Source organism: Rheinheimera aquimaris, assembly GCF_020531985.1.
Classification (GTDB): domain Bacteria; phylum Pseudomonadota; class Gammaproteobacteria; order Enterobacterales; family Alteromonadaceae; genus Alishewanella; species Alishewanella aquimaris.
Map to the genome: position 1 here is coordinate 167,291 of NZ_JAJAVQ010000005.1, position 26,482 is coordinate 193,772.

At 51.8% G+C, this 26,482-nt stretch carries 22 protein-coding genes; 8 read left to right on the plus strand and 14 right to left on the minus strand.

The window, feature by feature from the left end; translation table 11 throughout:
• Nucleotides 1-168 precede the first annotated feature (168 nt).
• The 4 genes from LHL18_RS16470 to LHL18_RS16485 are packed head-to-tail and all read left to right on the plus strand — an operon-like array spanning nt 169 to nt 4,744.
• Nucleotides 169-1,734 carry a sodium:solute symporter gene (locus LHL18_RS16470; RefSeq protein WP_226767889.1) on the plus strand — a complete coding sequence of 522 codons (1,566 nt, stop codon included), beginning with the start codon at nt 169-171 and terminating at the stop codon, nt 1,732-1,734.
• 4 nt (nt 1,735-1,738) lie between these two features.
• Nucleotides 1,739-2,638, plus strand: coding sequence for a BadF/BadG/BcrA/BcrD ATPase family protein (locus LHL18_RS16475; RefSeq protein WP_226767890.1), 900 nt, complete (start codon nt 1,739-1,741; stop codon nt 2,636-2,638).
• Nucleotides 2,628-3,563, plus strand: coding sequence for an N-acetylmuramic acid 6-phosphate etherase (murQ, locus tag LHL18_RS16480; RefSeq protein ID WP_134058144.1), 936 nt, complete (start codon nt 2,628-2,630; stop codon nt 3,561-3,563). The genes LHL18_RS16475 and murQ overlap by 11 nt, the downstream gene beginning before the upstream one ends.
• Nucleotides 3,560-4,744 (plus strand): exo-beta-N-acetylmuramidase NamZ family protein, encoded by a 1,185-nt coding sequence (locus LHL18_RS16485; protein ID WP_226767891.1) that lies wholly within the window; start codon nt 3,560-3,562, stop codon nt 4,742-4,744. The genes murQ and LHL18_RS16485 overlap by 4 nt, the downstream gene beginning before the upstream one ends.
• A 15-nt stretch (nt 4,745-4,759) precedes the next feature.
• On the opposite strand, the gene LHL18_RS16490 is transcribed toward LHL18_RS16485, so the two are convergent.
• Both LHL18_RS16490 and LHL18_RS16495 read right to left on the minus strand, forming a co-directional pair.
• Nucleotides 4,760-5,560: a substrate-binding periplasmic protein gene (locus LHL18_RS16490; protein ID WP_226767892.1), complete on the minus strand. Its 801-nt coding sequence runs from the start codon at nt 5,558-5,560 to the stop codon at nt 4,760-4,762.
• Between the two features lie 88 nt (nt 5,561-5,648).
• On the minus strand, nt 5,649-6,338 hold the full coding sequence (locus tag LHL18_RS16495; protein WP_226767893.1) for a pirin family protein: 690 nt from the start codon (nt 6,336-6,338) through the stop codon (nt 5,649-5,651).
• A 168-nt stretch (nt 6,339-6,506) separates the two neighbouring features.
• Here LHL18_RS16495 and LHL18_RS16500 point away from each other — a divergent pair, with 168 nt between their 5' ends.
• Nucleotides 6,507-7,052: an NADPH-dependent FMN reductase gene (locus LHL18_RS16500; protein WP_134058152.1), complete on the plus strand. Its 546-nt coding sequence runs from the start codon at nt 6,507-6,509 to the stop codon at nt 7,050-7,052.
• Nucleotides 7,053-7,107: 55 nt separating this feature from the next.
• On the opposite strand, the gene LHL18_RS16505 is transcribed toward LHL18_RS16500, so the two are convergent.
• The 6 genes from LHL18_RS16505 to LHL18_RS16530 all read right to left on the minus strand — a co-directional run bounded on the left by LHL18_RS16505 (nt 7,108) and on the right by LHL18_RS16530 (nt 16,570).
• Nucleotides 7,108-8,592: a phosphoesterase gene (locus LHL18_RS16505; protein ID WP_226767894.1), complete on the minus strand. Its 1,485-nt coding sequence runs from the start codon at nt 8,590-8,592 to the stop codon at nt 7,108-7,110.
• Between the two features lie 102 nt (nt 8,593-8,694).
• A complete protein-coding gene (locus LHL18_RS16510) occupies nt 8,695-11,397 on the minus strand; it encodes a TonB-dependent receptor (RefSeq protein ID WP_226767895.1) in 2,703 nt (900 codons plus the stop codon).
• Nucleotides 11,398-11,582: 185 nt separating this feature from the next.
• Nucleotides 11,583-14,609, minus strand: a complete 3,027-nt coding sequence (locus LHL18_RS16515) for a TonB-dependent receptor (protein ID WP_226767896.1) — start codon at nt 14,607-14,609, stop codon at nt 11,583-11,585.
• Between the two features lie 4 nt (nt 14,610-14,613).
• On the minus strand, nt 14,614-15,606 hold the full coding sequence (locus LHL18_RS16520) for a FecR family protein (RefSeq protein ID WP_166670471.1): 993 nt from the start codon (nt 15,604-15,606) through the stop codon (nt 14,614-14,616).
• 44 nt (nt 15,607-15,650) lie between these two features.
• On the minus strand, nt 15,651-16,139 hold the full coding sequence (locus LHL18_RS16525; RefSeq protein ID WP_226767897.1) for an RNA polymerase sigma factor: 489 nt from the start codon (nt 16,137-16,139) through the stop codon (nt 15,651-15,653).
• A 113-nt stretch (nt 16,140-16,252) separates the two neighbouring features.
• Nucleotides 16,253-16,570 carry a hypothetical protein gene (locus LHL18_RS16530; RefSeq protein WP_226767898.1) on the minus strand — a complete coding sequence of 106 codons (318 nt, stop codon included), beginning with the start codon at nt 16,568-16,570 and terminating at the stop codon, nt 16,253-16,255.
• Nucleotides 16,571-16,694: 124 nt separating this feature from the next.
• Between LHL18_RS16530 and LHL18_RS16535 the strand changes: the two genes are divergently transcribed.
• Nucleotides 16,695-17,633 (plus strand): alpha/beta hydrolase, encoded by a 939-nt coding sequence (locus tag LHL18_RS16535; RefSeq protein ID WP_226767899.1) that lies wholly within the window; start codon nt 16,695-16,697, stop codon nt 17,631-17,633.
• A gap of 34 nt (nt 17,634-17,667) precedes the next feature.
• Here the strand turns inward: LHL18_RS16535 and LHL18_RS16540 are convergent, their stop codons facing one another.
• A complete protein-coding gene (locus LHL18_RS16540) occupies nt 17,668-19,092 on the minus strand; it encodes a M14 family zinc carboxypeptidase (RefSeq protein WP_226767900.1) in 1,425 nt (474 codons plus the stop codon).
• 226 nt (nt 19,093-19,318) lie between these two features.
• Here LHL18_RS16540 and LHL18_RS16545 point away from each other — a divergent pair, with 226 nt between their 5' ends.
• Both LHL18_RS16545 and LHL18_RS16550 read left to right on the plus strand, forming a co-directional pair.
• A complete protein-coding gene (locus tag LHL18_RS16545) occupies nt 19,319-20,710 on the plus strand; it encodes a Na+/H+ antiporter NhaC family protein (RefSeq protein ID WP_134058172.1) in 1,392 nt (463 codons plus the stop codon).
• The gene (locus tag LHL18_RS16550; protein WP_226767901.1) at nt 20,707-21,384 is read left to right on the plus strand and encodes a M15 family metallopeptidase; all 678 of its coding nucleotides are present in this window, start codon (nt 20,707-20,709) and stop codon (nt 21,382-21,384) included. Before LHL18_RS16545 ends, LHL18_RS16550 begins: the two co-directional genes overlap by 4 nt.
• Nucleotides 21,385-21,388: 4 nt before the next feature.
• Here the strand turns inward: LHL18_RS16550 and LHL18_RS16555 are convergent, their stop codons facing one another.
• The 5 genes from LHL18_RS16555 to fliF are packed head-to-tail and all read right to left on the minus strand — an operon-like array spanning nt 21,389 to nt 26,476.
• The gene (locus tag LHL18_RS16555; RefSeq protein ID WP_134058176.1) at nt 21,389-21,808 is read right to left on the minus strand and encodes a hypothetical protein; all 420 of its coding nucleotides are present in this window, start codon (nt 21,806-21,808) and stop codon (nt 21,389-21,391) included.
• Nucleotide 21,809: 1 nt separating this feature from the next.
• On the minus strand, nt 21,810-23,126 hold the full coding sequence (locus LHL18_RS16560) for a FliI/YscN family ATPase (RefSeq protein ID WP_226767902.1): 1,317 nt from the start codon (nt 23,124-23,126) through the stop codon (nt 21,810-21,812).
• On the minus strand, nt 23,113-23,751 hold the full coding sequence (locus tag LHL18_RS16565; protein ID WP_226767903.1) for a FliH/SctL family protein: 639 nt from the start codon (nt 23,749-23,751) through the stop codon (nt 23,113-23,115). Before LHL18_RS16565 ends, LHL18_RS16560 begins: the two co-directional genes overlap by 14 nt.
• Before the next feature lie 3 nt (nt 23,752-23,754).
• Nucleotides 23,755-24,774, minus strand: coding sequence for a FliG C-terminal domain-containing protein (locus LHL18_RS16570; protein WP_226767904.1), 1,020 nt, complete (start codon nt 24,772-24,774; stop codon nt 23,755-23,757).
• Nucleotides 24,755-26,476: a flagellar basal-body MS-ring/collar protein FliF gene (gene fliF, locus LHL18_RS16575; protein ID WP_226767905.1), complete on the minus strand. Its 1,722-nt coding sequence runs from the start codon at nt 26,474-26,476 to the stop codon at nt 24,755-24,757. The genes LHL18_RS16570 and fliF overlap by 20 nt, the downstream gene beginning before the upstream one ends.
• Nucleotides 26,477-26,482: the final 6 nt, after the last annotated feature.

Sequence of the window (26,482 nt, forward strand, 5' to 3'; positions counted from 1 at the left end):
ATTCCTGAAAGTGAGAACCATCACGGCGGTATCCTGTTATTGTGTCGAAAGCAGGATGCAGTACAACAAAAATAATTTATTCATTCAAGTAAAATCTAAATGAATACTTTACTCATGCACTATACATTATGGTATGGTTAAGTACTTTTTCACGCTAACGGGTATGACATGCAACTGACGGTACTGGACTGGACGGTATTTTTTGGCTACTTCGCGCTATTGGCGCTGGTGGGCTGGTCGGTAAACCGGCGCAAAGCCGGCAGCAGCAATGATTATTTCCTCGCAGCAAACAGTATGCCGGTATGGGTAGTTGCCGTGTCGGTGCTGGCCACCTCGCAATCTGCCGCCACCTTTCTGGGCGGACCGGATATGGGCTTTCGCGGTAACCTCAGCTACCTGGCTACCAATATCGGCGCCCTCATTGCAACGTTTATCGTCATTAAATTTTTACTGCCGCGTTATTATCAATTAAAAGTGACCACAGTGTATGAACTGTTGGAGCAACGCTTTGGTGCCAGTGCCAAAGATCATGCCGGCAAGATGTACCTGTTCGGCCGTATTTTTGCCAGCGGTGCAAGGCTGTATATGGCTGCCATTGCCGTTGCGATGTTGCTGTTTAACAACATTCAGGCCAGCAGTGTGCTGGCAGCGATTGCTCTGCTGGCCGTTATTGGTCTGGCTTGTACTGTAGCAGGTGGTATCCGTTCTGTTATCTATACCGATGCGCTGCAGTGCGCTGTCTATGTGCTGGCGGCACTGCTGGTACTAGGCTACCTGTATTACAGTATCAACGTTGACTTTGCTACCTTGGTACAGGCGTTGCAGCAGCCGGTAGAGGGTGGTACGTCAAAGCTTCTGCTGTTCGACTGGCGTTTTGATGTCAGCTCCGGCGGTGTATTTAATATGTGGTCGGCGCTAACCGGGTTTATCTTACTGAATATTGCCGCTTTTGGCCTGGATCAGGACATGACACAACGCGTACTGACCTGTAAAGACAGCAAAGCCGGTGCGCGGGCGCTGTTAAGTTCAGCGCTGATGGTAATACCCACTATGCTGGTATTTATTCTGATAGGGTTTTTACTGTACATTTTTTACCAGCGGCCAGATCTTTATCAGCCGGCGCAAAGTTTTGCCGACAGCTTTGCCGGTGAAAAAGTAACCGTATTTATGTATTACGTGCTTAATGAAATGCCGTCAGGCCTGCGCGGGCTGGTGGTGGTTGGCGTTATAGCTGCAGCCTTATCGACTATTACCTCAGGCCTGAATTCTATGTCGTCGGTTCTGGTTGCCGATATGTACAAGCCGTGGAAATTAAAGCGCGATGCCAGTACCAGCGAGCAACATTTTGTCCGTGCCGGCCAGTTTGGCATGCTCGGTACAGCTATTACGTTGTCACTGATGGCCGTATTGTGTTTTTACTGGCAGCAATATTCTGATATGCCATTGCTGGCATTTGCGCTGAGTGTGATGGTGTTTTCATATAGCGGTTTACTGGGCGTGTTTTTCACCGCCCTGTTCAGTAAGCGCGGTAACCGTTACTCGGTCACCGCAGCGCTGCTGAGTGGCTTTGCAGTCACTTTAGTATTACAACCTTATATTTTACAGCACCTCAGCCCGACGCTGGCCGCACTTGACCTGGGTTTTACCTGGCAGCTGTGTATTGGCACTGTTATCGCAACACTGGTGTGCTTAGCAGGTAAAGCAAGCAGCACAGCGGCTGTGAAAGAGGAATAACAATATGTGGATCCTGACTGTCGATGGTGGTGGCAGCAAAACTCTGGCCCGGCTGACCAACCAGGCAACAAGCCAAAGCTGGCAGCAACAGGCCGGCCCGGCCTCGCTGACGAATGATTTTTCACTGGCATTGAGTAATATCAACCTGCTCAGTAACAGCCTGTGCCAGCAAGCCGGTATCAGCAGCAAACAGGCCATTGCAGTAATGGGCCTGGCCGGTGCCGGTAATCCACAACAGCATTTACAGGCCAGCCAGCAGCTGGCAAAACACTATGCCGGCTTTTTATTAACCACCGACGCCAAAACCTCACTTTACGGCGCTAATCTGGGCCAGCCGGTACTGGTTGTGGCACTAGGTACAGGTTCAGTTGCCATGCGTTTACTGGCCGACGGCACCGAGCGCCAGGTCGGTGGCTGGGGCTTTAATATCGGCGATGAAGGCGGCGGAGCCTGGCTTGGTAAACAAGCCGTACGCGAGTTGCTGTGGCAGGTGGATAGCATAGCAGGCATTACCAGCCCGTTACTGAACGCCGTGGCGTTGCAAATCGGTGAAGATGACGCCACTTTACTGCCCTGGCTAAAAACTGCCAGCCCGAATGATTATGCTGCGCTGGCACCTTTGGTTTTCAGCCATGCCGGGCGTTGTGACATAGCCGATATGCTGCTTAAACGCCATACAGAAGCGGTACAGCAACTGCTGTGGCGGGCCCGCGAACAGTTTGAGCTGCCGGTTGTTTTACTCGGCGGCCTGGCAGAGGTTACTGCACCACTGCTAAACAGCCAGAGCCGCGCTTTGCTGCAAAATGCACGCGGCAGTGCGCTGGATGGCGCATTAATTCTGGCTTCAACTCTGACGACACCATTACAGAACAACACCATTTCAGGACAACATCATGATGAATAACCCACAGGACGCTTTATTACAACAGCTTGACGCCATGAGCTCTGAAGCGCGTAACCCCGACAGCTGGGATATTGACCTGTTATCGAGTCTGGAAATCGTGCAGCGTATTAATGCCGAAGATCAAACCGTTGCCCACAGCCTGCAAAGCTGTCTGAGCGATGTTGCAGCCGTTGCCGACCGCATCGTTACGGCCTTTGCTGCCGGCGGCCGTCTGGTGTATCTCGGTGCCGGTACCAGTGGCCGCCTGGGTATTCTGGATGCGGTAGAATGCCCGCCAACCTACAGCGTGCCCTCTTCACAAGTGGTAGCCCTGATTGCCGGTGGCAACGGTGCAGTGTACAAAGCCGTAGAAGGTGCAGAAGACAATCCGGACCTGGCGGTAGACGATTTAAAACGAATTGATCTGTGCAAAAATGACATTCTGATTGGTATCGCAGCCAGTGGCCGCACCCCTTATGTGCTGGGCGGGCTGGCGTATGCCCGCAGCCTGGGCTGTTTTACTGCCGCTATCAGCTGCAACGCCAATGCGCCGGTGTTGACAGCCGCTGACGCCGGCATCTGTGCTGTTGTCGGGCCCGAAGTGGTTACCGGTTCTACCCGGATGAAAGCCGGCACGGCACAAAAACTTATTCTGAACATGCTGACCACCACAGCCATGATCCGCAGCGGCAAGGTATACCAGAACCTGATGGTGGACCTGCACGCCAGCAACGAAAAACTGGTGGCCCGCGCCGTGCGCATTGTGATCCAGGCTACCGATTGCGAGCCACAAATTGCACGCGATGCACTAAAAGCGGCCGATATGAGTGCCAAACTGGCAATACTGCATATTTTAAGCGGACAAAGCATTGAACACTGTAAAACACAGCTTGAGCAGCAACATGGCTTTATCCGTAAAGTGTTAGAGCAGGATAAACCGGCATGAAGCCGTTACTGCTGCTGTTGTTAAGCTGCTGCCTGCTGGCATGTCAGGTTGACAGTAAAAGCCAGACAGACGCCCCTGCAGCCGCAGCAGCGTTTAAAACCGGCGCTGAGCAACCAGAGCTGTACTTACCCTTGCTAAAGGGCAAAAGAGTCGGCGTGCTGGTTAATCAAACCTCGTTGATTGGTCAGCAGCATCTGGTAGATGAATTACTCAGGCACGGCGTTGATGTCGTCAGTATCTTTGCGCCAGAACATGGCTTTCGCGGCGATCATGATGCCGGCGCTAAAGTCAGCAGCGGCACTGACAGTAAAACCGGCCTGCCTCTGTTGTCTTTATATGGCGCCAGCAAAAAACCCAGTGCTGAGCAGATGCAGCAACTGGATATCATCATCTTTGATATTCAGGATGTCGGCGTACGCTACTACACCTATATCAGCTCGATGCACTATGTAATGGAAGCCGCGGCCGAGCACGGTGTCGCTATGCTGATACTCGACAGGCCAAACCCGAACGGTGCCTATATCGATGGCCCGGTGCTGGATTTGAACTTCCGATCTTTTGTTGGTATGCACCCTATCCCGCTGTTGCATGGTATGACAGTGGGCGAACTGGCGCTGATGATTAAAGGTGAACACTGGATAGCCGCTGCAGAGCAGTTAAAACTCACCGTAATACCGATGCAGGCTTACCAGCATGCGATGCCCTACGCATTGCCGGTAAAACCCAGCCCCAACTTACCCAACGCGCAAGCAATTGCCCTTTATCCATCACTGGGCTTTTTTGAAGCAACGCCGCTCAGTGTTGGCCGTGGCACGCCCTTTCCATTTCAGGTAATTGGCTACGATAAGTTTGGCCTGGGTAATTTTCAGTTTATGCCGGTATCAACGCCAGGGGCCGCACTGACGCCACCGCTGATGGACAAAGCACTGCTTGGTGAAGACCTGCGCCGGGTAAAAGCCGCCGGTTTAGATCTGAGTTACCTGTTACGTTGGCATGCTTTGTTTACAGCACATAACGCGGTATTTTTCAGCTCGCCCTCTTTTATGGATAAGCTGGCCGGCACCGACAAACTGCGTTTGCAAATTGAACAAGGCCTGAGTGAGGCGAGTATCCGTGCCGGCTGGCAAACTGAGTTGCAACAATTTAAACGTCAGCGCCAACCTTATCTGCTCTATCCCTAAAGCTGATATCAGCCGTTATCTGACATAACGGCTGATAATGCGCTCAGTTTCGCCGCTTTGCTGTTGCTGTTTAATAAAGTTATTTAACTGTGGCAACAGCGCCTGCCAGCGTGGATGAAGCGCTATGGTTAACGCGGCTTTCCCCACATACATACCCGACCGGTACAAACTGCGATCTGAAAAGTTATGCTGTACCAGCCAACGGGCGATTAAGTCGTTCATGTACACCAGATCGCAGCGGTTATTGAACACCATCCGCAGCTGAGCTTCCTGGCTGGATGAGTCTATCCGCAGCAGGGTATCGCTGTTAAACAAGGGCTCAAGCTGCGGGTAAACATAGTATTCACGGGTACATATCTTTGTACCCTGCAATTTATCTGTCTGCAGTGGCAACTGCTGCTTTGAGCTGGCAAACAGATAGTCGTTGTACGGGATAATGCCATCAGAAAACAGTAGCTTGTCCGGGTGCTTAGCCCAGGCCGGATTTAGCATCATGGCATCTACATCGCCTTTGTACAGCCTCTGCTCAGCGCCGGAGCGGTTATCCAGCACATATTCCGTTTTTATTTGCAATTGCTCAAATAGTGGTGCCAGCAAATCAGGAATAATACCTATAACCTGGTTCTGTGGCGGCTCAGTATAAATATAGGGTGGGAAATGCGGGTAATACACAACAAAACGCAGCACCGACACTGAAGTTGCTGCTGTTGGCTCAGCAGGCCTGGGGTCAATCTCTGCTATGCCGGCGTCAGACATGGCCGAGCCAGCCAGTGCTGACGCGGCCAATAAAAGTACAGCGACCAGATAGCGTTTCATCTACAACATCCTGTTGTTATCTGGTCTCAGTCTGGCAGAATGTTAACAAAATACCAGTCTGACCATCCATCTTTTTGCTCAAGCGCCGTTACGGCAGGTCAAATATCAGCGCTTTGCTGTCAGCCGTTGCTTTTAACTGCAATGCCGCCTGTTCGCTGATTTTAATACCATCGCCTGGCTGCAGCGTATGGCCTGATACGTCAAGCTCACCCGTTATAAGATGAATATATACTTTGCGCCCGGCAGCCAGCGCCAACTGCTGCTGACCTGCTTGTGCCAGTATCAACTGATATAAAAATGCATTCTGCCGCACCGTCAGGCTGCCATCCCGGCCATCCGGCGACAGGATCAGCGTTAAGCCTTCGTCCTGACCAAAGTCTTTTTGCTGATACCCCGGCTCGCCACCGAATTGATTCGGCTGGATCCAGATTTGCAAAAACTTCAGATCTTCTGCGTTACTGGCATTAAACTCGCTGTGGTAGATGCCCCGGCCAGCACTCATCAGCTGGAACTCACCTGCCGGCAGTACTTCGGTATTACCTGCCGAGTCTTTATGGGCAATTTTACCTGTCAGTACCAGGCTTAAAATTTCCATGTCTTTGTGACCATGGGTGTCAAAGCCCGCACCTGGCGCCACTTTATCGTCGTTGATCACTCTGAGTGCTGAAAAGCCCATTTGCGCCGGATCATAATAACTGGCAAACGAAAACGTATGCTGACTCTGTAACCAACCGAAATCTGCCTTGCCGCGATCAGCTGCATATCTCATCTCAAACATTTTGTTATCTCCTCAAATAAGTTCACATTACCTAAGCAGAGTAGTCGCTGAGCTGTAGCAGAAAAAGCGGAATAATTTGCGCTTCATGTTCAAATAATTTGAACCCAGGCCAAAGCGCTGAACCTAAGCTACACTGAACAGTCGTTACAGCAAACCAGGGAGTAAACAATGAGTATTAATGTGCTGGCTATTTGTGGCAGCTTAAGAGCCAAATCCACCAACCGCGGTTTAGTGCGCTACGCTCAGGCGCATGCGCCAGAAGGTATGAAAATTCATATCGCAGATTTAATGGAAGTCCCCTTTTACAACTCTGATCTGGCAGAAAAGCCAGCTGCCGTTAAACAATTGCTGCAACAGATGGGCGAAGCTGATGCGCTGATACTGGCCTGTCCGGAATACAACTATTCGCTGGCACCGGCGCTGAAAAATGCGCTGGACTGGGCATCGCGCGAACCGGATAACCACCTGCTGAGCGGTAAACCCGTGGCCATTATGGGCGCCGGCGGCGGCATGGGTACCAGCCGGTCACAGTATCATCTGCGTCAGGTATGCGTATTCTTAAACCTGCACCCGTTAAACCAGCCGGAAGTGTTCTCAAATGCCTTTGCCGGCAGTTTTGATACTGATGGCAACCTGATAGACGAGAAAATACAAGGCCTGGTGCGTAAACAGCTGGATGCACTGCTAAGCTGGCAGCAGCAACTCAGCCGTTAAGTCAGCATGCTGCAGCCCTGCCTTCGTAAAACTGATGTAAGGGCTGCTTAAAGGTTTAATGCTTTGTGTCCGTTAACTTGATAAAAACCGGATTGCTATAGAACCATAAGTCATGCCAGGGATTCTCACCTTTGGCATCAGCTTCCGGTTCATGTTCATCTTTGTTATTGGTGCCGCGCAAGCGCAAATAACCACTGTGGTTAACTTTACCCAGCGCCAGCGTAAACTCGCTATAGCCGTGTTTAGTTTGCCAATCGCTGGCGTAAAAACGTTTTGTTACTTTGGTATTTGGCGCTTCATCGCTATTACGATTTTGCACCGGGCCACTCACTACACCTTGTATGACATCTACCCGCTGTACCTGCGGCTGAAAACCACCACCGTTTTTACCGTCCGGGGCGCGAAAACGTACCCGCAGCACTAACTCATCTTCAGCCGACACAAGCAAAGTTTCACCTAAGGTGGCCTTTCTACCGGTATTTTTTACCAGCACGTCAACATAGAGAGCATCAATTAAATCGCCGGTGCTGACAAATACATTGCCCGCTTTTAGTGCAGCAAAAATACTCTGATAGTCTTTTTCAGCATACACATAGGTTTTGGCGTACTGTCCCGGCCAGAAATCGGCCCAGCCGTCGGTGTAATGCCCATGGCTGTCAGACACACCGGTGACCCACCAGTGGCGACCTTCACTAAGCAGGCTATCCCAGACACCGCCTAAGCGTGCCGTCATTTGGTCGTAGCCCCCCATAGTCGGATAGTGCGGGTATTCGGCGCGAATAGCACTGGCATCGGTACTGCCATCCGGGTTTAATGTGGCAGCCTGATGGCCTTCAGCGCCGGTCATGCCAATTACCACATCCGGCGCAGTATCCTGCCAGTCGCGTAATTGTTGTGGGGTAATTTTATGATACTGACGAAAACCGGTAGCTAAACGCGAAGGGTGATTTGCCAGTAGCAAGGGTTTATCCGGTAGCGCATCCATGGCTTTAAGCGCCAACAGCATAAATGCATCTTCAGCCTTTTCCGGTCCCGGCGGTACGCCCTGACGGCCGTTATAACGGCTTTCTATCTGGTACAGCTGCTGCGCTTCGGTGGCACTGTACGGCATAATAAAACTGGCATGCCGGCCACCGGGACTGTCGCCCGGCACATCAAATTCCATGCCGTAAAATTGCAAAATATCCGGCAGCGCTTTACGCGATGCCAGCAGCTCCGGATACGCCTGCTCCAGCGCCAATTTGGCGCGGTTTGGTCCACCGTGGTCTGTTATTACCATCCAGCTCAAGCCATAGTGCGCCGCCATTTGGGCATTCAACGGGATAGAATATTTGGCATCTCCACCAATCACCGGCGCAGGGGGAAATACCGAAGTATCCCATTTTACACTGTAATGGCTGTGCAGATGGTGGTCTCCTGCCAACCAACGCTTAGCGTGATCCGGCGTTTTTGCCTGTGGCACCTGCTGACAAGACGCCAACGCCAATAGCAACAGGCAAAATAAACCGTTGTACTTATTAAAAAAACTATAACACTTCACTCAAACCGCCTTTCTGTTGATATTACCTGCTGCAAAAACAGCCCCGGCGCAACTGACCGGGGCTGTGCGCTTAGCACTGCGTAGCTTTAAAACTGAACTGTTTTAGAACTGCACTGTTACACCAGCCATATAAGTACGGCCACTGTAAGTGGTGTTGTACGCTCTGTTGCTGGAGTCGCTGTACAACTCATCACGCACGTTGGTCAGGTTTATTGCTTCAAGGTTGAGTTTTATGTTGTCAGTTAAGCGATAAAAGGCGGAGAAATCGACATTGGTCGTGGCATGGTAGCCACGCTCATCATCATCAATAGAGCCACTTTCTACCCCGGTGATATAATCACTGCGATAAGCCGCAGCAATACGGGCGCCCCATTGTTCAGTTTCGTAGTATACCGTCAGGTTGTAGCTTTGTTTTGACAGCCCCGGGAAAGCTTTGAACTGATCTTCTCCTGAATTCTCTACATTACGATACAACGTTTTGGCATCAGCCCAGGTGTAGTTTGCTATAACACCCAGGTTATTAAATGGCGCCGGCAAAAAGTCCAGATCTCGCTGCACGGCCAGTTCAAAACCTTTGATCGTTGAGGAATCTGAGTTTTGCGGTGAAGACACATTAAAAATATCGTCTACCGTTTTACCCACAGGCAACAACGCAGCCGGTAAGCCCAACTCGCTGTATACGATTTGCTGGGTTTCAGTAACGATAAAGTTGTCGATATCTTTATAAAATAACGCTACTGACGCCAGGCCAACATCTTCAAAGTACCACTCCAGTGCAGTATCAAAGTTGGTTGATTCAAAAGGCTGCAGGTTCGGGTTACCAACAGAAATCTGGCCGATATCATTTTCACCCAGCGAGGTCTGACTGACATTGGCTGAAAATGCCATGGCGCCCAGCGACGGCCGCGTCATATTTTTGCTGATACCAGTGCGCCAGATCACATCATCGATAAACTCATAGGCAATGTTCAGGCTGGGCAAATAATCTGAGTAATCGCGTACCAATTGTGTTGGCACACCTTTGGATAAACCTGCAGAGGTGATCTCGGTGTTAAAATAACGCACGCCTAAATTTAACCGAAGCGGTGCACCGGCCATATCGTACTCAGTGTCGTACACTACGTAGGCAGCGTTGGTTTCTTCGGTTAAATCATACGCCGAGCTCTCTACCGTGTACTCGTCAGTTAAAGCAAAATCCGTCAGGCCATAAAAAGCCTGCAACGCCGCCATATCACCCTGCAACCAGCTTCTGTCCGGGTGGCCACTAAACAGCTGTGCTTGCTCGGCTGTCAGTATTAACACACCCTGATTCTGGGGCGTGTCGGGGTTAGTCGGAAAGTTTTGCGCGACGCGTTCAAAACCGGTGTTGCTGAACTTCTTATAGTTGGCACCAAATTTCAAACTGGAACTGTCTGTCAGGTAGTAATCAAAATCCAGCCTGGCGTTATCAAAGTCGGAGTAGATAAAATTCGACTGAAAATACAGATCTTTCACTGTATAGCCTTCCACCGCGGTAACATCAAAATCCGGTGAATAGCTGTGGCCGTAAAACGCATCCTGAGTAAAGTCAGTAATAATATTGACCTTTTTCTTCGCTTCAATATTCAGCTTATTTACCCGTGGTTGCTCATAATCTGATGAGCTATGTCCGACCATAGCGCGCATTTTCAGCGCATCGCTCAGCGTCCAGTCGGCTGTCAGACTAATTTGGTTAAACACCGATTCGTTATAGTCCTGACGGTTTTCATTACGCCAGGTGGCATTTTTATAATCGGCATAAATCACTTCTTTATCGCCGTTATTTTCACGCCAAACCAATTCATTCACCACAGAGTTATCTTTTACCGCGTGATGGTGCTCAGACAGGGTGTTTTCCAGCTTGCCATGCATCAGGTCCAGCACCAGACTAAAATCCTGACTCGGTTTATATTGCAGCGCCGCAGTAACACCAAGCCGCTTTTGCTGATTTTCCCACATTGAATAGCGATGGCCGCGCGGGAACCATAATTCGCCGGAATCCAGCTCAGCCTGTAACTCTGTATTACTGGCATCGGCGGCCTTTTTGCCGCCTTCACGCCGCCAGCGGGTAGTGTTGGTGCCATATTCCATGGTTTCTCTGTCGCTGTAGGCAACCGATACCAGCGCACCAAAGTCAGACCAGGTGTTTGACAACAACGCCGCAATCCGCGGATCAGTGCTGTCGGTGTTACTGTTGGTACCCAGCTGGGCAGATACAGCAGCCTGAGCGCCGTCATAGTCAAACGGTTTGGCTGTACGTAAGTTTACGGTACCGGCAATACCGCCTTCTTCCTGATCGGCCGAGTAAGACTTTTTCACATCAATCTGGTTAAACAGCTCAGAGGCAAAAATATTAAAATCAAAAGCCCGGCTACGTGACACCCCGCCACGCGCATCCATCGGTGAAGACGATGTTCCCAGTGCTTCCATACCATTTACCTGCACCCGGGTAAAATCCGGGCCTAAGCCTCGCAAAGAAATCTGCCGGCCTTCGCCACCTTCACGGGTAATGGTTACGCCAGGCACGCGTTGCAGTGAGTCGGCCAGGTTTAAATCCGGAAAGTCGGCAATGTCTTCAGCCACTATCGAATCCTGCGCTATCATCGCTTCGCGTTTTAAGTCTTTTGCTTTGATAATGGCGCTGCGAAAGCCTTTTACTTCAATCACTTCCGTTTCTGTTGCTACTTCCGCCGGGGCAGATTGGGCCTGCAGGGGGGCGCTGCATAAAGCCGGAATTGCAGCCAGTACAGCCAACGCCAGATGGCTCTTGCAAAGATTCGTCTTCATAATGTGTCCGTTAATCCTGATTAGTTAAGCTAATTGGTGAAGTAAATCTGCCGGCGCAATTGCACAGCAGTCCCCCTAAAGAGCAACAACCCGTGATTTTCGGACAAAAGAAATTATTAAGATTTATTGACAGTACTGTGACAGCCAAGGCTTTTGGTTTTCATGACTAAATATGAAGTGTCTTATCAGAACTCCGCCGTAAAACCGAGGATGTAAGTGCGGCCGCTATAGGTGCTGTTATAGGCTCTGTCGCTGGAATCGCTGTACAACTCTTCACGCAGATTGGTCAGATTAAGCGCTTCGATATTGAGCTTTATATAGTCGTTTATCCGGTAAAACGCTGAGAAATCGATGTTAGTACTACCGTGATAACCGCGCTCGTCATCATCGATAGAGCCACTTTCTACCGCACTGATATAACGGCTACGATAAGCAGTGCTTAACCGTGCGCCCCAGCGTGGGGTGTCGTAGTAAAGTGCCAGGTTGTAGCTGTGTCTGGACAAGCCGGTAAAGGCTTTAACCTGGTTTTCACCCGAGTTTTGCACATTGTGATACAGCGTCTTACCCTCGGCCCAGGTGTAATTTGCGTTTATACCAAACTGATTAAACGGCACTGGCAGAAAATCCAGCTTACGCTGCAGCGCCAGCTCAATACCTTTAATTGATGAAGGACCGCCGTTTTGTGGCGAGGATAAATTAAACACATCATCCACCGTTTTGCCCTCTGGCAACAGCGCAGCAGGCAAACCCAGTTCACTAAACACCACTGGCCTGGTGGTTGTGGCAATAAAGTGGCTAATATCTTTATAAAACAACGCAGTAGAAAACACCCCTCCATCAGCAAAATACCATTCCAATGCGGTATCCAGATTGTTAGCTTTAAATGGCCTCAACTGTGGGTTACCGCTATTGATTTGGCCGATATCGGTTTCCCCAAGCGAGGTTTGGGTAACATTGGTAAACAGCGCTATATCACTGAGCGAAGGTCGGGTAATATTTTTGCTCATACCTAAACGCCACAGCACATCATCGGCAATGTCGTAAGATAAACCCAGCGCGGGCAGGTAGCCGTCGTAACGGCGATTTCCCCCCCCAGCCAGGATACCGGCTCCGCTCTGTGACGGCGCAGTACTGCTAAGGCCGGTATTAAAATAACGCAAACCAAGACTGGCACGCAGTGGTGCACCGGCTAACGTTAGTTTTTGCTCATACTGCAGATAACCGGCTTGTGTCTGCTCTGTCAATCGGTATGCCGAACTGGCAATAGTATCGGCATCAGTTAACGTAAAACCGGTCAGGCCATAAAATGCTTGCAACGCAGCAATATCGCCCTGCAACCAACTTTGGTCGGGGTGGCCGCTATACAGCTGAACCTGTTCCGCGTTCAGGCTTACCACGCCCTGGTTTAGTGGCGTAGTACTATCATGAGGAAAACCGCTGGCCTCTTGCTGATAGCCAGAGTTACTAAACGTTTTAGCATGTAAACCAAAGCTGAGACTGCTGCTGTCGCTAAGCTGCCAGGTGGCATCCAGCCTGGCGTTGTTAAAGTCGGAATAGGCAAAATTAGACTGAAAAAACAGATCCCTTACGGTATAACCAGGTAAGGCCGTTACATCAAAATTGCTGGAATAACTCTGGCCGTAAAAGGCATCCTGAGTGAAGTCGGTCACAATATCGGCTTGTTGCTTTGCCTCAATATTCAATTTGCTCAGCAGTGGCTGGAGGTAGTCGGATGAACTATGGCCCAACATAGCGTGCAGCTGCAAATAGTCGCTAACTGTCCAATCTGCACTGAGGCTGATTTGATTAAATAATGATTCGTTATAGTCCTGGCGGTTTTCATTGCGCCAGCTGGCATTTTTATAGCTGGCATAAAGCACTTCTTTATCGCCATTGCTGTCACGCCAAATCAGCTCCTGCACCAGATTATTATCTTTTACTGCATGATGATGTTCAGACAGCTGATTTTGCAGCTTGCCGTGCATCAGTTCCAACACCATATTTAACGTAGGCTCTGGCTGGTATTGCAAGGCTGCGGATACACCTAAGCGCTTTTGCTGATTTTCCCAAACCGACAAGCGCTGGCCACGTGGAAACCATAACTCGCCCGAATCGAGCAGGCTTTGCAAATGGCTATTGGCAGGGTCAGCAGCCTGTTTAGCGCTTTCTCGCCGCCAGCGTGTGGTGTTACTGCCATATTCGTTAGTGCCGCGGCGACTGTAGGTAAACGAAATCAAAGCACCAAGTTCAGACCAACGCTTTGACAACAGTGCGGAAAAGCGTGGATCGGCGCTGTTAAAATGGCGGTTAGCGTTACTATTGCCGCTAAGCTCGGCAGAAATACTGGCTTTGTCGGTTAGATAATCAAAGGGCTTGGCGGTACGTAAATTTACTGTGCCGGCTATGCCACCCTCTTCCTGTTCGGCAGAGTAAGACTTTTTTACATCAATCTGGTTAAAAAGCTCAGCAGCAAAAATGTTGAAATCAAAAGCACGACTGCGCGATAACGCGCCGCGTGCATCCATCGGTGATGATGTGGTACCGAGCGTTTCCATACCGTTTATCTGTACCCGGGTAAAATCGGCAGCTAACCCCCGCAGCGAGATCTGCCGCCCTTCGCCCCACTCGCGGGTAATACTGATACCGGGCACCCGTGATATCGCATTGGCGACATTCAGCGCCGGAAAGTCGGTAATATCTTCTGCCACCAACGAATCTTGCGCAATCAGCGCCTGCCGCTTCAATGCGGTAGCGCCTGGCAACTGCGCAGTGGCGCTGCTATGCCGGTACAGGCCGCCATTTGCCCGTACTGCTATAACCTCCATTGCTGGCGCACTGGCCAAAGACGGCGCTACCGGTGTTGCGGCTGCCGTTACAGACTGCTCAACTACCGGCTTAGCTTTAATTAGCCAGCCTGAGACGCGGGGTATAGCTTCTAACGGCTGCTCTGCCAGTAGTTTTTGTAGCACTTCATCGGCGGTAAAATCACCCACCACCGCGGGGACATTGAGCCCCTGCAGATTTGCCGGGGCAAACAGTAAGGGTTTATTTACCTGACGGGCGAATTGCAATAAAGCCCCTGCTAACGGCTGTGCGGGTAGCTCATATCTCTGACGTTCAGCCGGGTGATGCTGCGCGGACCATAGCGCTGGGCTAAACAACAGTAACAGCACAAAATAAAACAGCGGCTGCACCGGCAGAACCCAGGCCATAATATTACTGTGACGAGGGTGATATCCGGCTTAGCCGGATACCGGTACTGTGTTGCTGCAACGTCAGGCCATAGGCCTCAGTGAGTGCCTGCAACGTCTGATCCGTATTAGCCAGCTCAAAACGGCCAGCTACTCTTAAATCTGCGACTTCTGCACTGGCGCTCAATGGCACCGGTGCAGAGCGGTTTAACCGGTGCAATAAATAGGCTAAGGACTCATTTTCAATTTCAATCCAGCCCGACCGCCAGTCAACCAATTGCTGCAAATCGACTTTCTCTACCGCTGACATTTTATGTTGCCTGATGCGCACACGCTCTCCGGCTTTAAGCAGCTGCCGCGGACTGGTTGCCGTTGCCTGCACCTGCACCGCTCCCTCGTACACAGTGACATCAATGTTGTCCGGGTCCCGGTCGATGTTGAACTCCGTCCCCACGGCAACTACAGTCGCCTGATCAAGACGCACTTCAAATGGCCTGTTTTTATCTTTAGCTACGGCAAAGTAGGCTGCGCCCACCCCCTGCACAACCTGACGTTTATCGTCGGTAAAAAACACCGTTAGCTGACTGGCCGCTGCCATATCAACGACTGAGCCGTCACCCAGCGTCTGATGCATAGTACTGGACCGTGCTGTTTTTAGCTCGTAGGGGGCTTCGGTACCTAAGAAACTGCTTTGTCCCAGATATAACATCACTCCCAGCGCAGCAGTGCATGCAAGGACAGTTAATGACCTGACAGGGCCGGCGAAACACCAGCGCGATAGCGAAAGCTGCCAGCGCTTTAACAGATGCGGCTTGTATGCGGTTAACGCTTTCGCCAGTTCAGGACTTTGCCAGGTTTGTACCATCGACAACAATATTGCCTGATGTCTTGGGTCTGCATCCAGCCAATGGCTGAACCGCCTTTTACTCAGGCTGTCCAACTCACCGGCAGCGAGCTTTTCCAGCCAGGCCGCTGCCTGTAAATACAAATCCTGTTCTGTTTGTTCTGCTGTATTCAATATACTGTTTTCACTCAACCGGTTTTATTACAGCAGCGCGGATGTCATACAACGCGCTGCTGGTCAATTTGACGTTGAATATCAGCCAGAGCACGGCTGACATGTTTAGACACCGCTTCTTCACTGATCTGCAGTAAAGTAGCAATATGGCTGCGGCTTTTGCCTTCTACTCGGTACAACACAAACACCTGGCGCCGCAACGCAGGCATAGCCGCCAGCGTCTGCCCGAACAGCTCAACAGTTTGCTGCATACTGGCCATCTCTTCCGGGTTGGCACTCTGACAGACAAGCTCATCTGGTTGTTCAGCGGGATGATTTCTTATTCGCATAAGTAAATGCCTGGCGACAGTAAAAGCATAGGCCAGTGGGTTAAGGATCGGCTTTTGCCTGGTTTGCTCCAGCACCCGGGTCACCGCTTCCTGGAAAATATCCGCAGCATCGGCACTATTGGCGTTTTTCTGCAGATAACGTAACAGTGGCTCCGTATTTTCTAAGACGGTTGCCTGTGGTACCGGCTTCTCACGTATTGACATGCCAACTCAGTGCTTATGCTCGTAACAGAAGCATAAGGCATTGATATGACAGTTAGTTGACAAAGCAAGCTGCGTAAGCTGGCAAGCTGCTGGCTTATCAGCAACGTAGTTCGTTACAACTCAGGTTGGTCACTGTTATCTGCCGTGTCAGAATTTGAAGGCGCGACAGCCACACACTGCCAACCCCAGCCACGTTGTTTTTCGGCAAACTCTGCGGCTTTTTGTTCGCAATAGCCCGCTTCGCTGCTGGCGCGCCACAGTACACTGCTCTGGCCATCTTTACCGTAATGCACTTCACACGGCAGTTCTGTGCCCTCGGGGTACACCACTTCAATAACCCGCACCGCATCACCCAGCTGACAGTGGGTGGCCTGATTTTCTGCTGCTGCCAACATAAATGGCATTAAGGCTGTCAGTAGTATTAGACGCATAATGTTCTCCGGTTTAAAATTGAAACCGCCAAAGTATAGCAAACACCCTGCATTAATATTCAGATACGGCCATACTAGCCATATGCTGCACTGCAGCTGCCTTTTACCTGTTTTGGGATCTCAGATGAAGCTACTCGCCTTGCTGTTATTGCTGCTGTTTAGCAGCCAGTTATTTGCCAGCCTGCCAAAGGTCAAAAGCGGCCGTATTGAACGTCTGCAAGGCTTCAGTTCGGTGTTTATTCCGCCGCGTAATATCGATATCTGGTTACCCGACGGCTACAGTGCAGCACAGCGTTATGCAGTTGTGTATATGCATGACGGTCAGATGCTGTTTGATGGCAACAGCAGCTGGAACCAGCAGGAATGGCAGGTGGATGAAGTAGCCTCAGCGCTTATGGCAGAAGGTAAAACCCGGCCCTTCATCGTCGTGGGTATTTTTAATGCCGGCGCCCACCGCCATAGTGAGTATTTCCCGCAAAAACCGTTTCAGAGTTTATCGGCACAGCAGCAACAGGCGCTGTATCAGTTAACACAGGGCGAGCAGCAACCGCTGTTTACTGATGCTGTGTACTCCGATAACTACCTGAAATTTCTGGTGCAAGAGCTAAAGCCATACATCGACAGTCATTTTAATGTGTTGTCTGATGCGGCCAATACCTTCGTTATGGGGTCGAGTATGGGCGGCCTGATATCGATGTACGCCATCAGTGAATACCCCGGCGTTTTTGGCGGCGCGGCCTGTTTATCAACCCACTGGCCCGGCGTATTCCAGAACGATAATAACCCGGTGCCAGCCGCATTCTTTGCTTACATGCGCCAGGCGCTGCCAGTCGCAGGCAAGCATAAACTGTATTTTGATTTTGGCACCGCTACGCTGGACGCCTGGTACCCGCCACTGCAGGCGCAGGCGGATGCCATTATTGAAAGTAAGGGTTACACCGCAGCAGACTGGCAAACACTGCGCTTTGACGGCGCAGAGCATAGCGAACACGCCTGGGCAGAGCGTTTGCATCTGCCGCTGACGTTTTTACTCGGCACTACAACCACAGAGCGCAGCAACTAAATGCATCCGGCAACTTAGCCCCGACTGCAAAATACTAGGTGCCCAGCGGGTTTAACAGCTTACCGCTACTGACATCAAGCAGCTGACCATTTAGCAGCGCACGCTGCACACCCTGTTCGTTGCGCAGTAAAAAGGTTGCCAGCCGGTAACGCTGCGGCGTTTTTCCTGTTAGCCCTTTCGGGTTTATCACCACCGGCAGGCCGCTGTTATTGGTCAGCAAAGCCGCATCGCCACTGAAATGGCTGTAGCCGTCACGCAGTAACGTCAGATAAGCAGCTTTATCCAGAGTCAGTGCTTTGGTCAGGCGGTACGCCTTCGGCGCCTGATAACTCAAACCGGCAACATCCAGCTGATGATAAGCGCCGTAAATAGATAAATCGCCGATATCGCGGATGCGGGCGATTTTGTCTGCTTCAAGGTCTAAATCCAGCGCCAGGTCCACTTTGGCGTTGTGGCCGTTAACATTGATGTTCAGATGGCTTAGCAGCACGTCTTTAATGCCGCCATCGCGGTTAAACGGAATGGCCTGATAAGCACTCAGCGACTGCTGCTGATAAGCGCCACTGCCGATACTTTCAATACTCATCACCAGCAACTGGGTATTCAACCGCCGTGCGACCTGACGGTTGTCATCCTTCGGGTGGCCGCCGGATTCAATCAGCACGGTACTGATGCCCATACCGGCAAAAGTGTCACCAAAAGAGCGCCACGAAAAAGTATCATCGTACTTACCCAAATAACCTGGCAGCTGCTCCGCCATCAGGTCGGCCATATCGCCAATCAGCTGCATGGCTTTTTTGCGCGCGGCGTCGATGTCTTTAGCGTCATTAAACGCCGGTGCTAACAACGAAATCGTGGTTTGTTTATTGCTGTCGCCGGCGGCATAAAACCGGTTCTGGTCGTGCAGGTTTAAACCAAAGTCCGGTTTAAAGTCTTTCGCCGCCTGCATCAACAAGCGACCTTCCGGGCTTTGCAGCGCTTTGGCATCGCGGTTGATATCAATACCCATGCTGTTAAAGCGGGTGTTCGCTGCTGCCCCATCCGGGTTTACCATAGGAATAAGCCGCAGTGTTACTTTATTTAGCCAGTTATCGCGCCACGGTTGTTGCTGATCAGCACTGATAAAGTTTAGTAAGTCCATCAAAGCGGCTGTCGCTGTGGCTTCATCGCCATGCATTTGCGACCACGCCAGCACTTTTACCGGGCCGGTGCCGATATCAATCTGCCAGATCGGTGTGCCCAGTGCCGACTGCCCGAGCTGCTTAAAGCGGAATAGCGGGTTATGCTGATGCAATTGCAGCAGCGGCGCTATGTCGCTATGGGTGAGTTGCGGTTTATCCAACCCCGTTTGTTTTATCTGTTGATAATAGTCTGCCGACAAACTGCCTGCTGTCATTGCCTGTACCGCCGTGGTTAAACTGAATAATCCGGCCAGAAGCCATCGTAACGCATGCTGCATAATGCCCCCCTGCTTAACTGCTTTAGCCTGGTAGCATCGCGCAATTCTGTTAACAATTGCAAGTAACGCGACTGTCAGCAAACTGCTGCACAGCGCCATCTATCGCAATCGGCTGCAATGCCCGCTTCATCGCAAAAGCCTGCGCAGTGCTTGCGACAGTAAAGCACAACCGGTATAAATTATTCAGCATTTACGCGAAACAGAATAATAATAGCAGGAGGCCATTTTGGCTGATTGGTTAACCCTCATTCCGGCGCTGGTCGCCATTGTTGTAGTATTGTGGCGCAAAGAAGTGATCCTGGCGTTGCTGTTGTCGTTGTGCAGCGCCGAACTGCTGATTTTTTTGCAGGCCGGCCAGGGCGCCGGGGCTGGCTTGCTGCTGGACGGCGGTATTCAAACGCTGGAACGTATTGTTGCGGTAACCAAAGATGGCGACAATGCCCGCATTCTGATGTTCTCGTTACTGGTAGGCGGCTTGCTGGCCTATATGCGCGACTCGGGTGGTGTATCGGCTACGGTGAAATTGCTGGTCGATAAAGGCATTGCCAAATCAGGCCGTCAGGCTGGTTTACTGACGTTTTTTATCAGCTCTGTAACCTTTATCGAGTCTAACCTCAGTTCGCTGACAGCCGGTATCAGCTCACGGGGTTTATTCGACAAGTTCAAAATGAGCCGGGCACGGCTGGCATATATTATCGACAGCACCAGCGCCCCTATCTGCATCATTATTCTGCTAAACGGCTGGGGCGCCTATATTCTCGGCCTGCTCAGCACTTATTCCCTTGGGGAAAGCCCGGTATCAGTACTGATCGGCACTATTCCGCTTAACTTTTATGCGTTGTTTACCCTAACCGTGGTGCTGTACACCATTATCAGCGGCAAAGTATATGGCCCGATGCGCAAAGCCGAGCAAGAGTTACACACACTGGCGGCGCACACGGAAATAGACGTACCGCCGAGTAAAGCCAGCTTTATGCTGGTGCCGCTGTTTACCTTAGTGGCATCCATGATCGGCTTTATGCTGATGACCGGCAATGGCCGACTGGTGGGTGGCTCGGGTTCACAATCAGTGCTCTATGCCACGACGCTGGCCTGTTTAGTCGCCTACTCTATGATGTTGTTCAGTAAGCGCTTTAAGCATCAGCAGCTGGTTGATATTGGCTTTAAAGGCATGAGCGAATTACTGCCGCTGGTCACCATAGTACTGTTATCACTGGCGCTCGGCAGCAGCCTTAAACTGCTGGGCACCGGTACTTTTATTGCGTCCATCGTTAACGACAGCTTGCCGCTGGTACTGATACCGGCGCTGTTGTTTTTAGCCGGTGCATTGATCTCGTTTACCACCGGTACCAGTTGGGGCACTTTTGCCATACTGATCCCGATTGGTATGCCTATGGTCGAACTGCTGGGACTGCCGCCGTCACTGGTGCTGGCAGCCATTTTAAGTGGCGGTGTGTTTGGCGATCACTGCTCGCCGATTTCCGACAGTACCGCGGTCAGCTCAGTTGCATCCGGCTGTGATTTACTCGAACACGTAAAAACCCAGCTACCTTATGCATTATTTTGTGGTGTACTGGCATTGCTGGCCTTTTTAACTGCCGGGGTATTAATGATATGAAAAGCCTGATACTAAGCAGCATGTTGCTGGCAGCATCAGTGGCGGCAACTGAACCACCGGTACCGGACGATTTTACCGATATCAGCACATTAAGCGCCGATATTCAGGTGCATATGGCGTATCTGGGTACTAATAACTTTGTTGGCAGCCGTGTTGATGGCTATCAGGCCAATAAATGCTTCCTGCAGCGTGATGCTGCCCAAGCACTGGTCAAAGTGCAGCAGGCTGCGGCGGCGCAGGGGCTTACGCTTTGGGTGTATGACTGCTACCGGCCACAGCGGGCGGTAAACCATTTTATGCGCTGGGCCAGCGATTTAAGCGATACCAGCACCAAAGCGCAGTACTACCCCAATCTGCCTAAAGACAAGCTGGTCGGCGAGTATATCGCGGAAAAATCCGGCCACAGCCGTGGCAGCACGGTGGATTTAACACTGGCACAAAAAGACGCGGCCGGTAACTGGCAGCCACTGGATATGGGCTCAAAGTTTGATATGTTTGACCCGGTATCCAATGTTGGCGCCGAGGGTATTACCAAGCAACAGCAGGCAAACCGGCAACGGCTGGAAAGCCTGATGCTGGGCGCTGGCTTTAAGGTATACAACATGGAATGGTGGCACTTTACCCATCAGCCACCGGCCTACACCGACCGCTACTTTGACTTTATTGTAAAGTAGCCAGCTACAGCGCCGCACGCTGGCGCTGAAACATCTGCATCGCCAGTTCATCCTGCTGCTTTTGTTCACGCCGCTGCAGCTGTATCAGCTGCTGTTGCTGGCGGTTATCCAGAATTTGCTGTAGCGCCAGATTATAGGCGGCCTGTTTGCTGCAGGCTTGCTGCTGGCGGCTGGCCTCCTGCTCGGCCTGGGCACTGCGTTGCTGTTGCTGCTGCGCCATATCCTGCAAAATATGTTTTAAACCAGACAGGTTTTGTAAGCTCAGGCTGCAGCGCATCTGCTGATTACTTTCCATCGCATCGATATGCTGTGCCAGTAACTGCGCACGCTGCTGTTCAAAATCTGCCTTCTGCTGCAGCTGGCCGTGGCGGCTGCGCATAATGTCGAAGTTATCCTGTTGCGTCTGCAAATATTTTTTCAGCATGCTACACCGCCAGCTTCGTCAGTTGTTGTTCAGTCTCGGCAAAATCGACCTGCTCGTTCAGGCCCTGACACAAAAATGCTTCTATTTTCGGGTAGATTGCCACAGCATTATCCAGCTCAGTGTCTTTACCCGGCTGATAAGCGCCCAGCGGGATCAGCTCCTGTATTTGCTGATAGCGGCTGTACAGCCGTTTTAAGCTGTAACAACTTTTCAGCTGGGTCGCTGACACGATATTCGGCATAACGCGGCTTATCGACGCACCGATATCAATGGCCGGATAATGACCGCGCTCTGCCAGTTGCCGGCTTAATACAATATGGCCATCCAGAATGGCGCGGGCGGCATCGGCTATCGGGTCCTGCTGATCATCACCTTCTGCCAGCACGGTATAAATGGCGGTCATACTACCACTGCTGTCACTGCTGTTACCGGCGCGCTCTACCAGTTGCGTCAGCTTACTGAATACCGAAGGCGGGTAACCGCGCGTGGCCGGTGGCTCGCCTACCGATAAGGCTATTTCGCGCTGCGCCTGGGCATAACGGGTAAGAGAGTCAACCAGCAGCAATACGTGCAGGCCCTGATCGCGGAACCAGGCCGCCAGCCGGTGCGCCAGCTCTGCGGTACGCATCCGTAGCAGTGGCGACTGATCGGCCGGTGCCGCTACTACTATGGCTTTTTTCATGCCATCCGGCCCCAGGCTATGCTCGATAAAATCTTTTACTTCCCAGCCACGCTCGCCCACCAGGCCTACGATCACCACATCAGCACTGGTAAAACGGGTCATCATGCCAAGCAGTTTACTTTTACCGACGCCGGAGCCGGCAAACAGGCCCAGACGCTGGCCCTGTCCCACAGTAAACAGCCCGTTGATCGCTTTAATGCCCACATCCAAAGGCGTAGTGACACCTTTTTTCTGCATCGGGTTAACGGCCATATTCTGGCTGCTGATTTGCTCACCGCGTTGCAGCGGCGGGCCATCATCAAGCGGTTGCAATAAGCCGTCTACCACGCGGCCAAGCAGGGCATGGCTAACCGTTAGCGCCTGTTTGGCCTGTGGCCGCACCCGGGCACCGGTGCTCAGTTCGCTGGCATCGGTCAGCGGCATCAAAAATGCCTGCTCACGGTCAAAGCCGACTACTTCGGCTTCTATCCAGTGTCCGGCTTGCCCCTCTACCTGATAACGCTGCCCCAGTGTGTACTGGCCGCCCGCTACCGTCAGTAGCATACCGTTTACCCGCACCAGGGTGCCGAAGCTCTGATATAAAGGCCCGGCCTGTAGCTCGTTGGTGGCCTGCTGTAGCCGGTTAAGTAGCGTCATTATGGCTGCCCAGTAGCTGTTGCTGCACCTGCGGCAGCAGGTTTTGCAGACGCTGGCGAAAATCAGCCAGATGCAACTGCGTCGCGCCAACAAACACCGCGCTGCCTGCGGCCAGCTTAGCGTCTGCCTGCAGTGTCACAGTACCCAGTGCGGTTTGCTGCAGCTGCTGCCACCAGACCAGATCCTGCGGCGACAGCCGTATCGCACTAATGTGCTCATTGACCTGCAATACCGGCAACAGCGTGTTTATCGCCTGCTGCAAATGCGCCGGCTGTAAGCTCAACTCGGCCTCCAGCGTCAGTTCGCTTAGTTTACTGACCAGTTCAAACACCGCCTGTGCCAGTTGTTGCTCCTGCTGCTGGTGATGTTGTTGCAACTGCTGTTCAAGCTGTTGTAATTGCTGCGCAAACTGCTGGCGCAGCTCCATCACAGCGTTTTGCAGCTGGTTGTCAGCCTCGGCACGGGCAGCCTGCTCGGCTTGCTGCTTAAGCTGCCGCTCTGCGTCTTCAGCGCCCAGCCGTTTACCTTCTGTCAGGCCGCGTTCAAACGCCTGCTGTAACTGCAGTTCGATAGCGGGCGACGATACATCGCGCTGCACGCCGGGAAAGCGATACAGATCGGCCATAACTTACCCCAGTGTCGCTTCTTCGTATAAGCGGTAATCGACTTCGTTTTTCGCCATCATCTGGCGGATCATCCGCATAATTTCGGCCCGCGCCGCTTCTACCTTACTAACCGCCTGTGCTTTGGTGTTTTCAATTTGCTGACGGTACACCTGCGCCAGCCGCTTGGGCAGTGCCGACATAATGCTGTCCAGCATGGCCGGTTCGCAGCCTTTTAATGCGACGACCCACAGCTCGTCCGGAATTTCGTTCAGCAAGTAAGCCAGGACATCTTCGCTTTGCCGGGCCAGTGAGGCGAAATCATACATTTTGTCCTGCACGGCTTCTGCGGTTTGGGCATTGTGCTGTTTCAGCAGTTCCATTACCTCGGCCTTATTACCGTTGTAACGGTTCATGATTTCGGCCACTTTCTCCACGCCGTTTACCCGCGCGCCGACCTGTTCGCCGACAAACTCGATACAGGCTTCCAGCGTATGGCGTAAATCATCCATCACATGTTCGCTGACTTCGCGCAGGCTGGCAATGCGAAACAGAATATCGTCGTGCTTTTGTTTCGGGAACAAGGCAATAACCGCCGATGCCTGCTCCGGCGGTAAAAACGCCAGCATCAGCGCCTGCATTTGCATATGCTCCTGTTCTAAAAAGCGGGCCAGCAACTCTGCGGGCACCCACTCCAGCCGGCGCAAGTCATCTGCCAGTGCGCCGCCGTAGATATCGTCCAGCATGCCACGCGCCAGTTTGCGGCCGACCGCTTTATCCAGCGCCCGCTCCAGATATAAGCGAGAGGCACCGCTAACGCCGCTCTCATTACGGTAGCAGTCGAAAAAATCAGTCAGGATCAGCGCAACATCATCCTGCGTAACGTTGGTAATTTTTGCCATCCGCTCGGACAAAGCTTTCACTTCATGCCGGCTCAGTTTTTTGATGATGCCGGCCGCATTTTCTTCCCCCATGCTCAGCAATAAAATGGCTGCCCGATCTAAATCGGTAATAGTGCGGCTATGTTCAGGCTTTAGTTGATTCAATGCTGACTCCTCGCTCTACCCAATATTTAATCACCGCGGTTACCCGGTCAGACTCTTTGCTGGCCAGGAGTTGCATATGTGAAATCTGCTCAGCAAACTCTGACCCGACCTGCGGCAGGTTAATCGCGTTAAAGCCTGGTTGCGGCATGTCGTCGGCCGCAGCCGCCGCCTCTTCCACTGTTCTGGCATCAGCCTTGGCACTGAGTAAAGAAGGGCTGTCATCCGCACTGCCGGTAAAGGCATTGCCGGTGTCAGGTTCACGCTGCTTTTTACCGCTAATCAGGTGATTAACCAGCGGCCGCACACCAAATAAAATCAGCGCCAGCGCAATTAAGCTGCCAAACACATAACGGGCATATTCTTTTACTTCCGGCAGTTGCCACCACGGCAAGCCACTTTGTACGCCCGCCCTTTCTGCCGGGGCAACAAAACCAAAGCTGGTGATATTAAACTGGTCACCACGCTCGGCCTGAAAACCGGTAGCGGTTTTGACCATTTCACCCAGCTGTTGCAACTGTGCCTGGCTCCAGCCGGTATCGCCCGCTGCTGCCTCGTTCACCAACACCGATACGCTCATCGACTTTAACCGGCCAACTTCAAATTTGGTGTGTGTCACGGCGCGGCCATTATCAAACTGACGGCTGCTTTCATTGCGCTCGGACGTACGCTGGTTGTCATCCGCCCCTTGTTGATCTGCCGGTAATGGTGGCTGGTTAGCCAGCGAGCCCGGGATGCCCATCGCCAGCTGGTCCTGCATAGTGTCTGTTTTGACGGATTCAGAACGTACTACCGAAGCCGGATCTATCGCTTCACGGGTTTCTTCTACCACACTGAAGTCAACATCAGATGACACCTGAATCCGGTAGTTACCTTCGCCAAGAATTGGCAGCAGCATAATGGCGGCACGCTGCTCAATGTTGCGCTCAAGCTTTTGAATAAAGGCGAGTTTCTTATCTGTTTCTTTGCCGATTGGCGCTTCATCGTACAAATCGCCGGTCAGCAGCTTACCGCTTTGGTCGACCACTGATACTTTACGCGGGTCCAGCCCCGGTACACTGCCGGCAATAAGGCTGACAATGGCTTCAACCTGGGTGGCTTTAAGCTCATAACCCGGGGTCAGATCAACCATCACCGACGCTGCTGATTTCTCTTCCTGCCGGCCAATAAATACGCTGCGCTTTGGCACGGCCAGATGCACACGGCTGTTACGCACACCGTCCATGGTAATAATGGTGCGGGCCAGTTCCCCTTCCAATGCATGCTGATACTGCATCGACTCCATAAACTGGCTGGTACCCATGGTTACCTTGTCACCTATTGTCGACAAGCCTTCCGGCATTGCTGCCTTTATACCACGGGCCGCTAAGGTAATACGGGCGTCGGCCAGACGGTCTTGCGGTACCATGATATTGCCGGTGTCGGTATCGATACGGAACGCGACCTGCTCTTTATCAAGGATCTCCAGAATACCGGCTTTATCATAGTGTTCCTGGTTACCATACAGCGGCACATAGTTTTTCGCCGAGGTCCATAAAATCAGCACTATGGTTGCTGCCACCAGTGTTGCCAACAAGGCAATAGACGCCATACTGCGATCACCGCCGGGCAACCAGCTGAACCGGCTGGACAGATTAATCACTTTCTCGCGAAAGTTACCTTCAATCGCTGCCGCAGGCATTTTCTTTACCACTTCGCCTTTCATTGCCTT

Coding starts and splice junctions, on each gene's coding strand:
- LHL18_RS16470 (WP_226767889.1), top strand. CDS start 169: ATGCAACTGACGGTACTGGACTGGACGGTATTTTTTGGCTACTTCGCG.
- LHL18_RS16475 (WP_226767890.1), top strand. CDS start 1,739: ATGTGGATCCTGACTGTCGATGGTGGTGGCAGCAAAACTCTGGCCCGG.
- murQ (WP_134058144.1), top strand. CDS start 2,628: ATGATGAATAACCCACAGGACGCTTTATTACAACAGCTTGACGCCATG.
- LHL18_RS16485 (WP_226767891.1), top strand. CDS start 3,560: ATGAAGCCGTTACTGCTGCTGTTGTTAAGCTGCTGCCTGCTGGCATGT.
- LHL18_RS16490 (WP_226767892.1), bottom strand. CDS start 5,560: ATGAAACGCTATCTGGTCGCTGTACTTTTATTGGCCGCGTCAGCACTG.
- LHL18_RS16495 (WP_226767893.1), bottom strand. CDS start 6,338: ATGTTTGAGATGAGATATGCAGCTGATCGCGGCAAGGCAGATTTCGGT.
- LHL18_RS16500 (WP_134058152.1), top strand. CDS start 6,507: ATGAGTATTAATGTGCTGGCTATTTGTGGCAGCTTAAGAGCCAAATCC.
- LHL18_RS16510 (WP_226767895.1), bottom strand. CDS start 11,397: ATGAAGACGAATCTTTGCAAGAGCCATCTGGCGTTGGCTGTACTGGCT.
- LHL18_RS16515 (WP_226767896.1), bottom strand. CDS start 14,609: ATGGCCTGGGTTCTGCCGGTGCAGCCGCTGTTTTATTTTGTGCTGTTA.
- LHL18_RS16525 (WP_226767897.1), bottom strand. CDS start 16,139: ATGTCAATACGTGAGAAGCCGGTACCACAGGCAACCGTCTTAGAAAAT.
- LHL18_RS16530 (WP_226767898.1), bottom strand. CDS start 16,570: ATGCGTCTAATACTACTGACAGCCTTAATGCCATTTATGTTGGCAGCA.
- LHL18_RS16535 (WP_226767899.1), top strand. CDS start 16,695: ATGAAGCTACTCGCCTTGCTGTTATTGCTGCTGTTTAGCAGCCAGTTA.
- LHL18_RS16540 (WP_226767900.1), bottom strand. CDS start 19,092: ATGCAGCATGCGTTACGATGGCTTCTGGCCGGATTATTCAGTTTAACC.
- LHL18_RS16550 (WP_226767901.1), top strand. CDS start 20,707: ATGAAAAGCCTGATACTAAGCAGCATGTTGCTGGCAGCATCAGTGGCG.
- LHL18_RS16555 (WP_134058176.1), bottom strand. CDS start 21,808: ATGCTGAAAAAATATTTGCAGACGCAACAGGATAACTTCGACATTATG.
- LHL18_RS16560 (WP_226767902.1), bottom strand. CDS start 23,126: ATGACGCTACTTAACCGGCTACAGCAGGCCACCAACGAGCTACAGGCC.
- LHL18_RS16565 (WP_226767903.1), bottom strand. CDS start 23,751: ATGGCCGATCTGTATCGCTTTCCCGGCGTGCAGCGCGATGTATCGTCG.
- fliF (WP_226767905.1), bottom strand. CDS start 26,476: ATGAAAGGCGAAGTGGTAAAGAAAATGCCTGCGGCAGCGATTGAAGGT.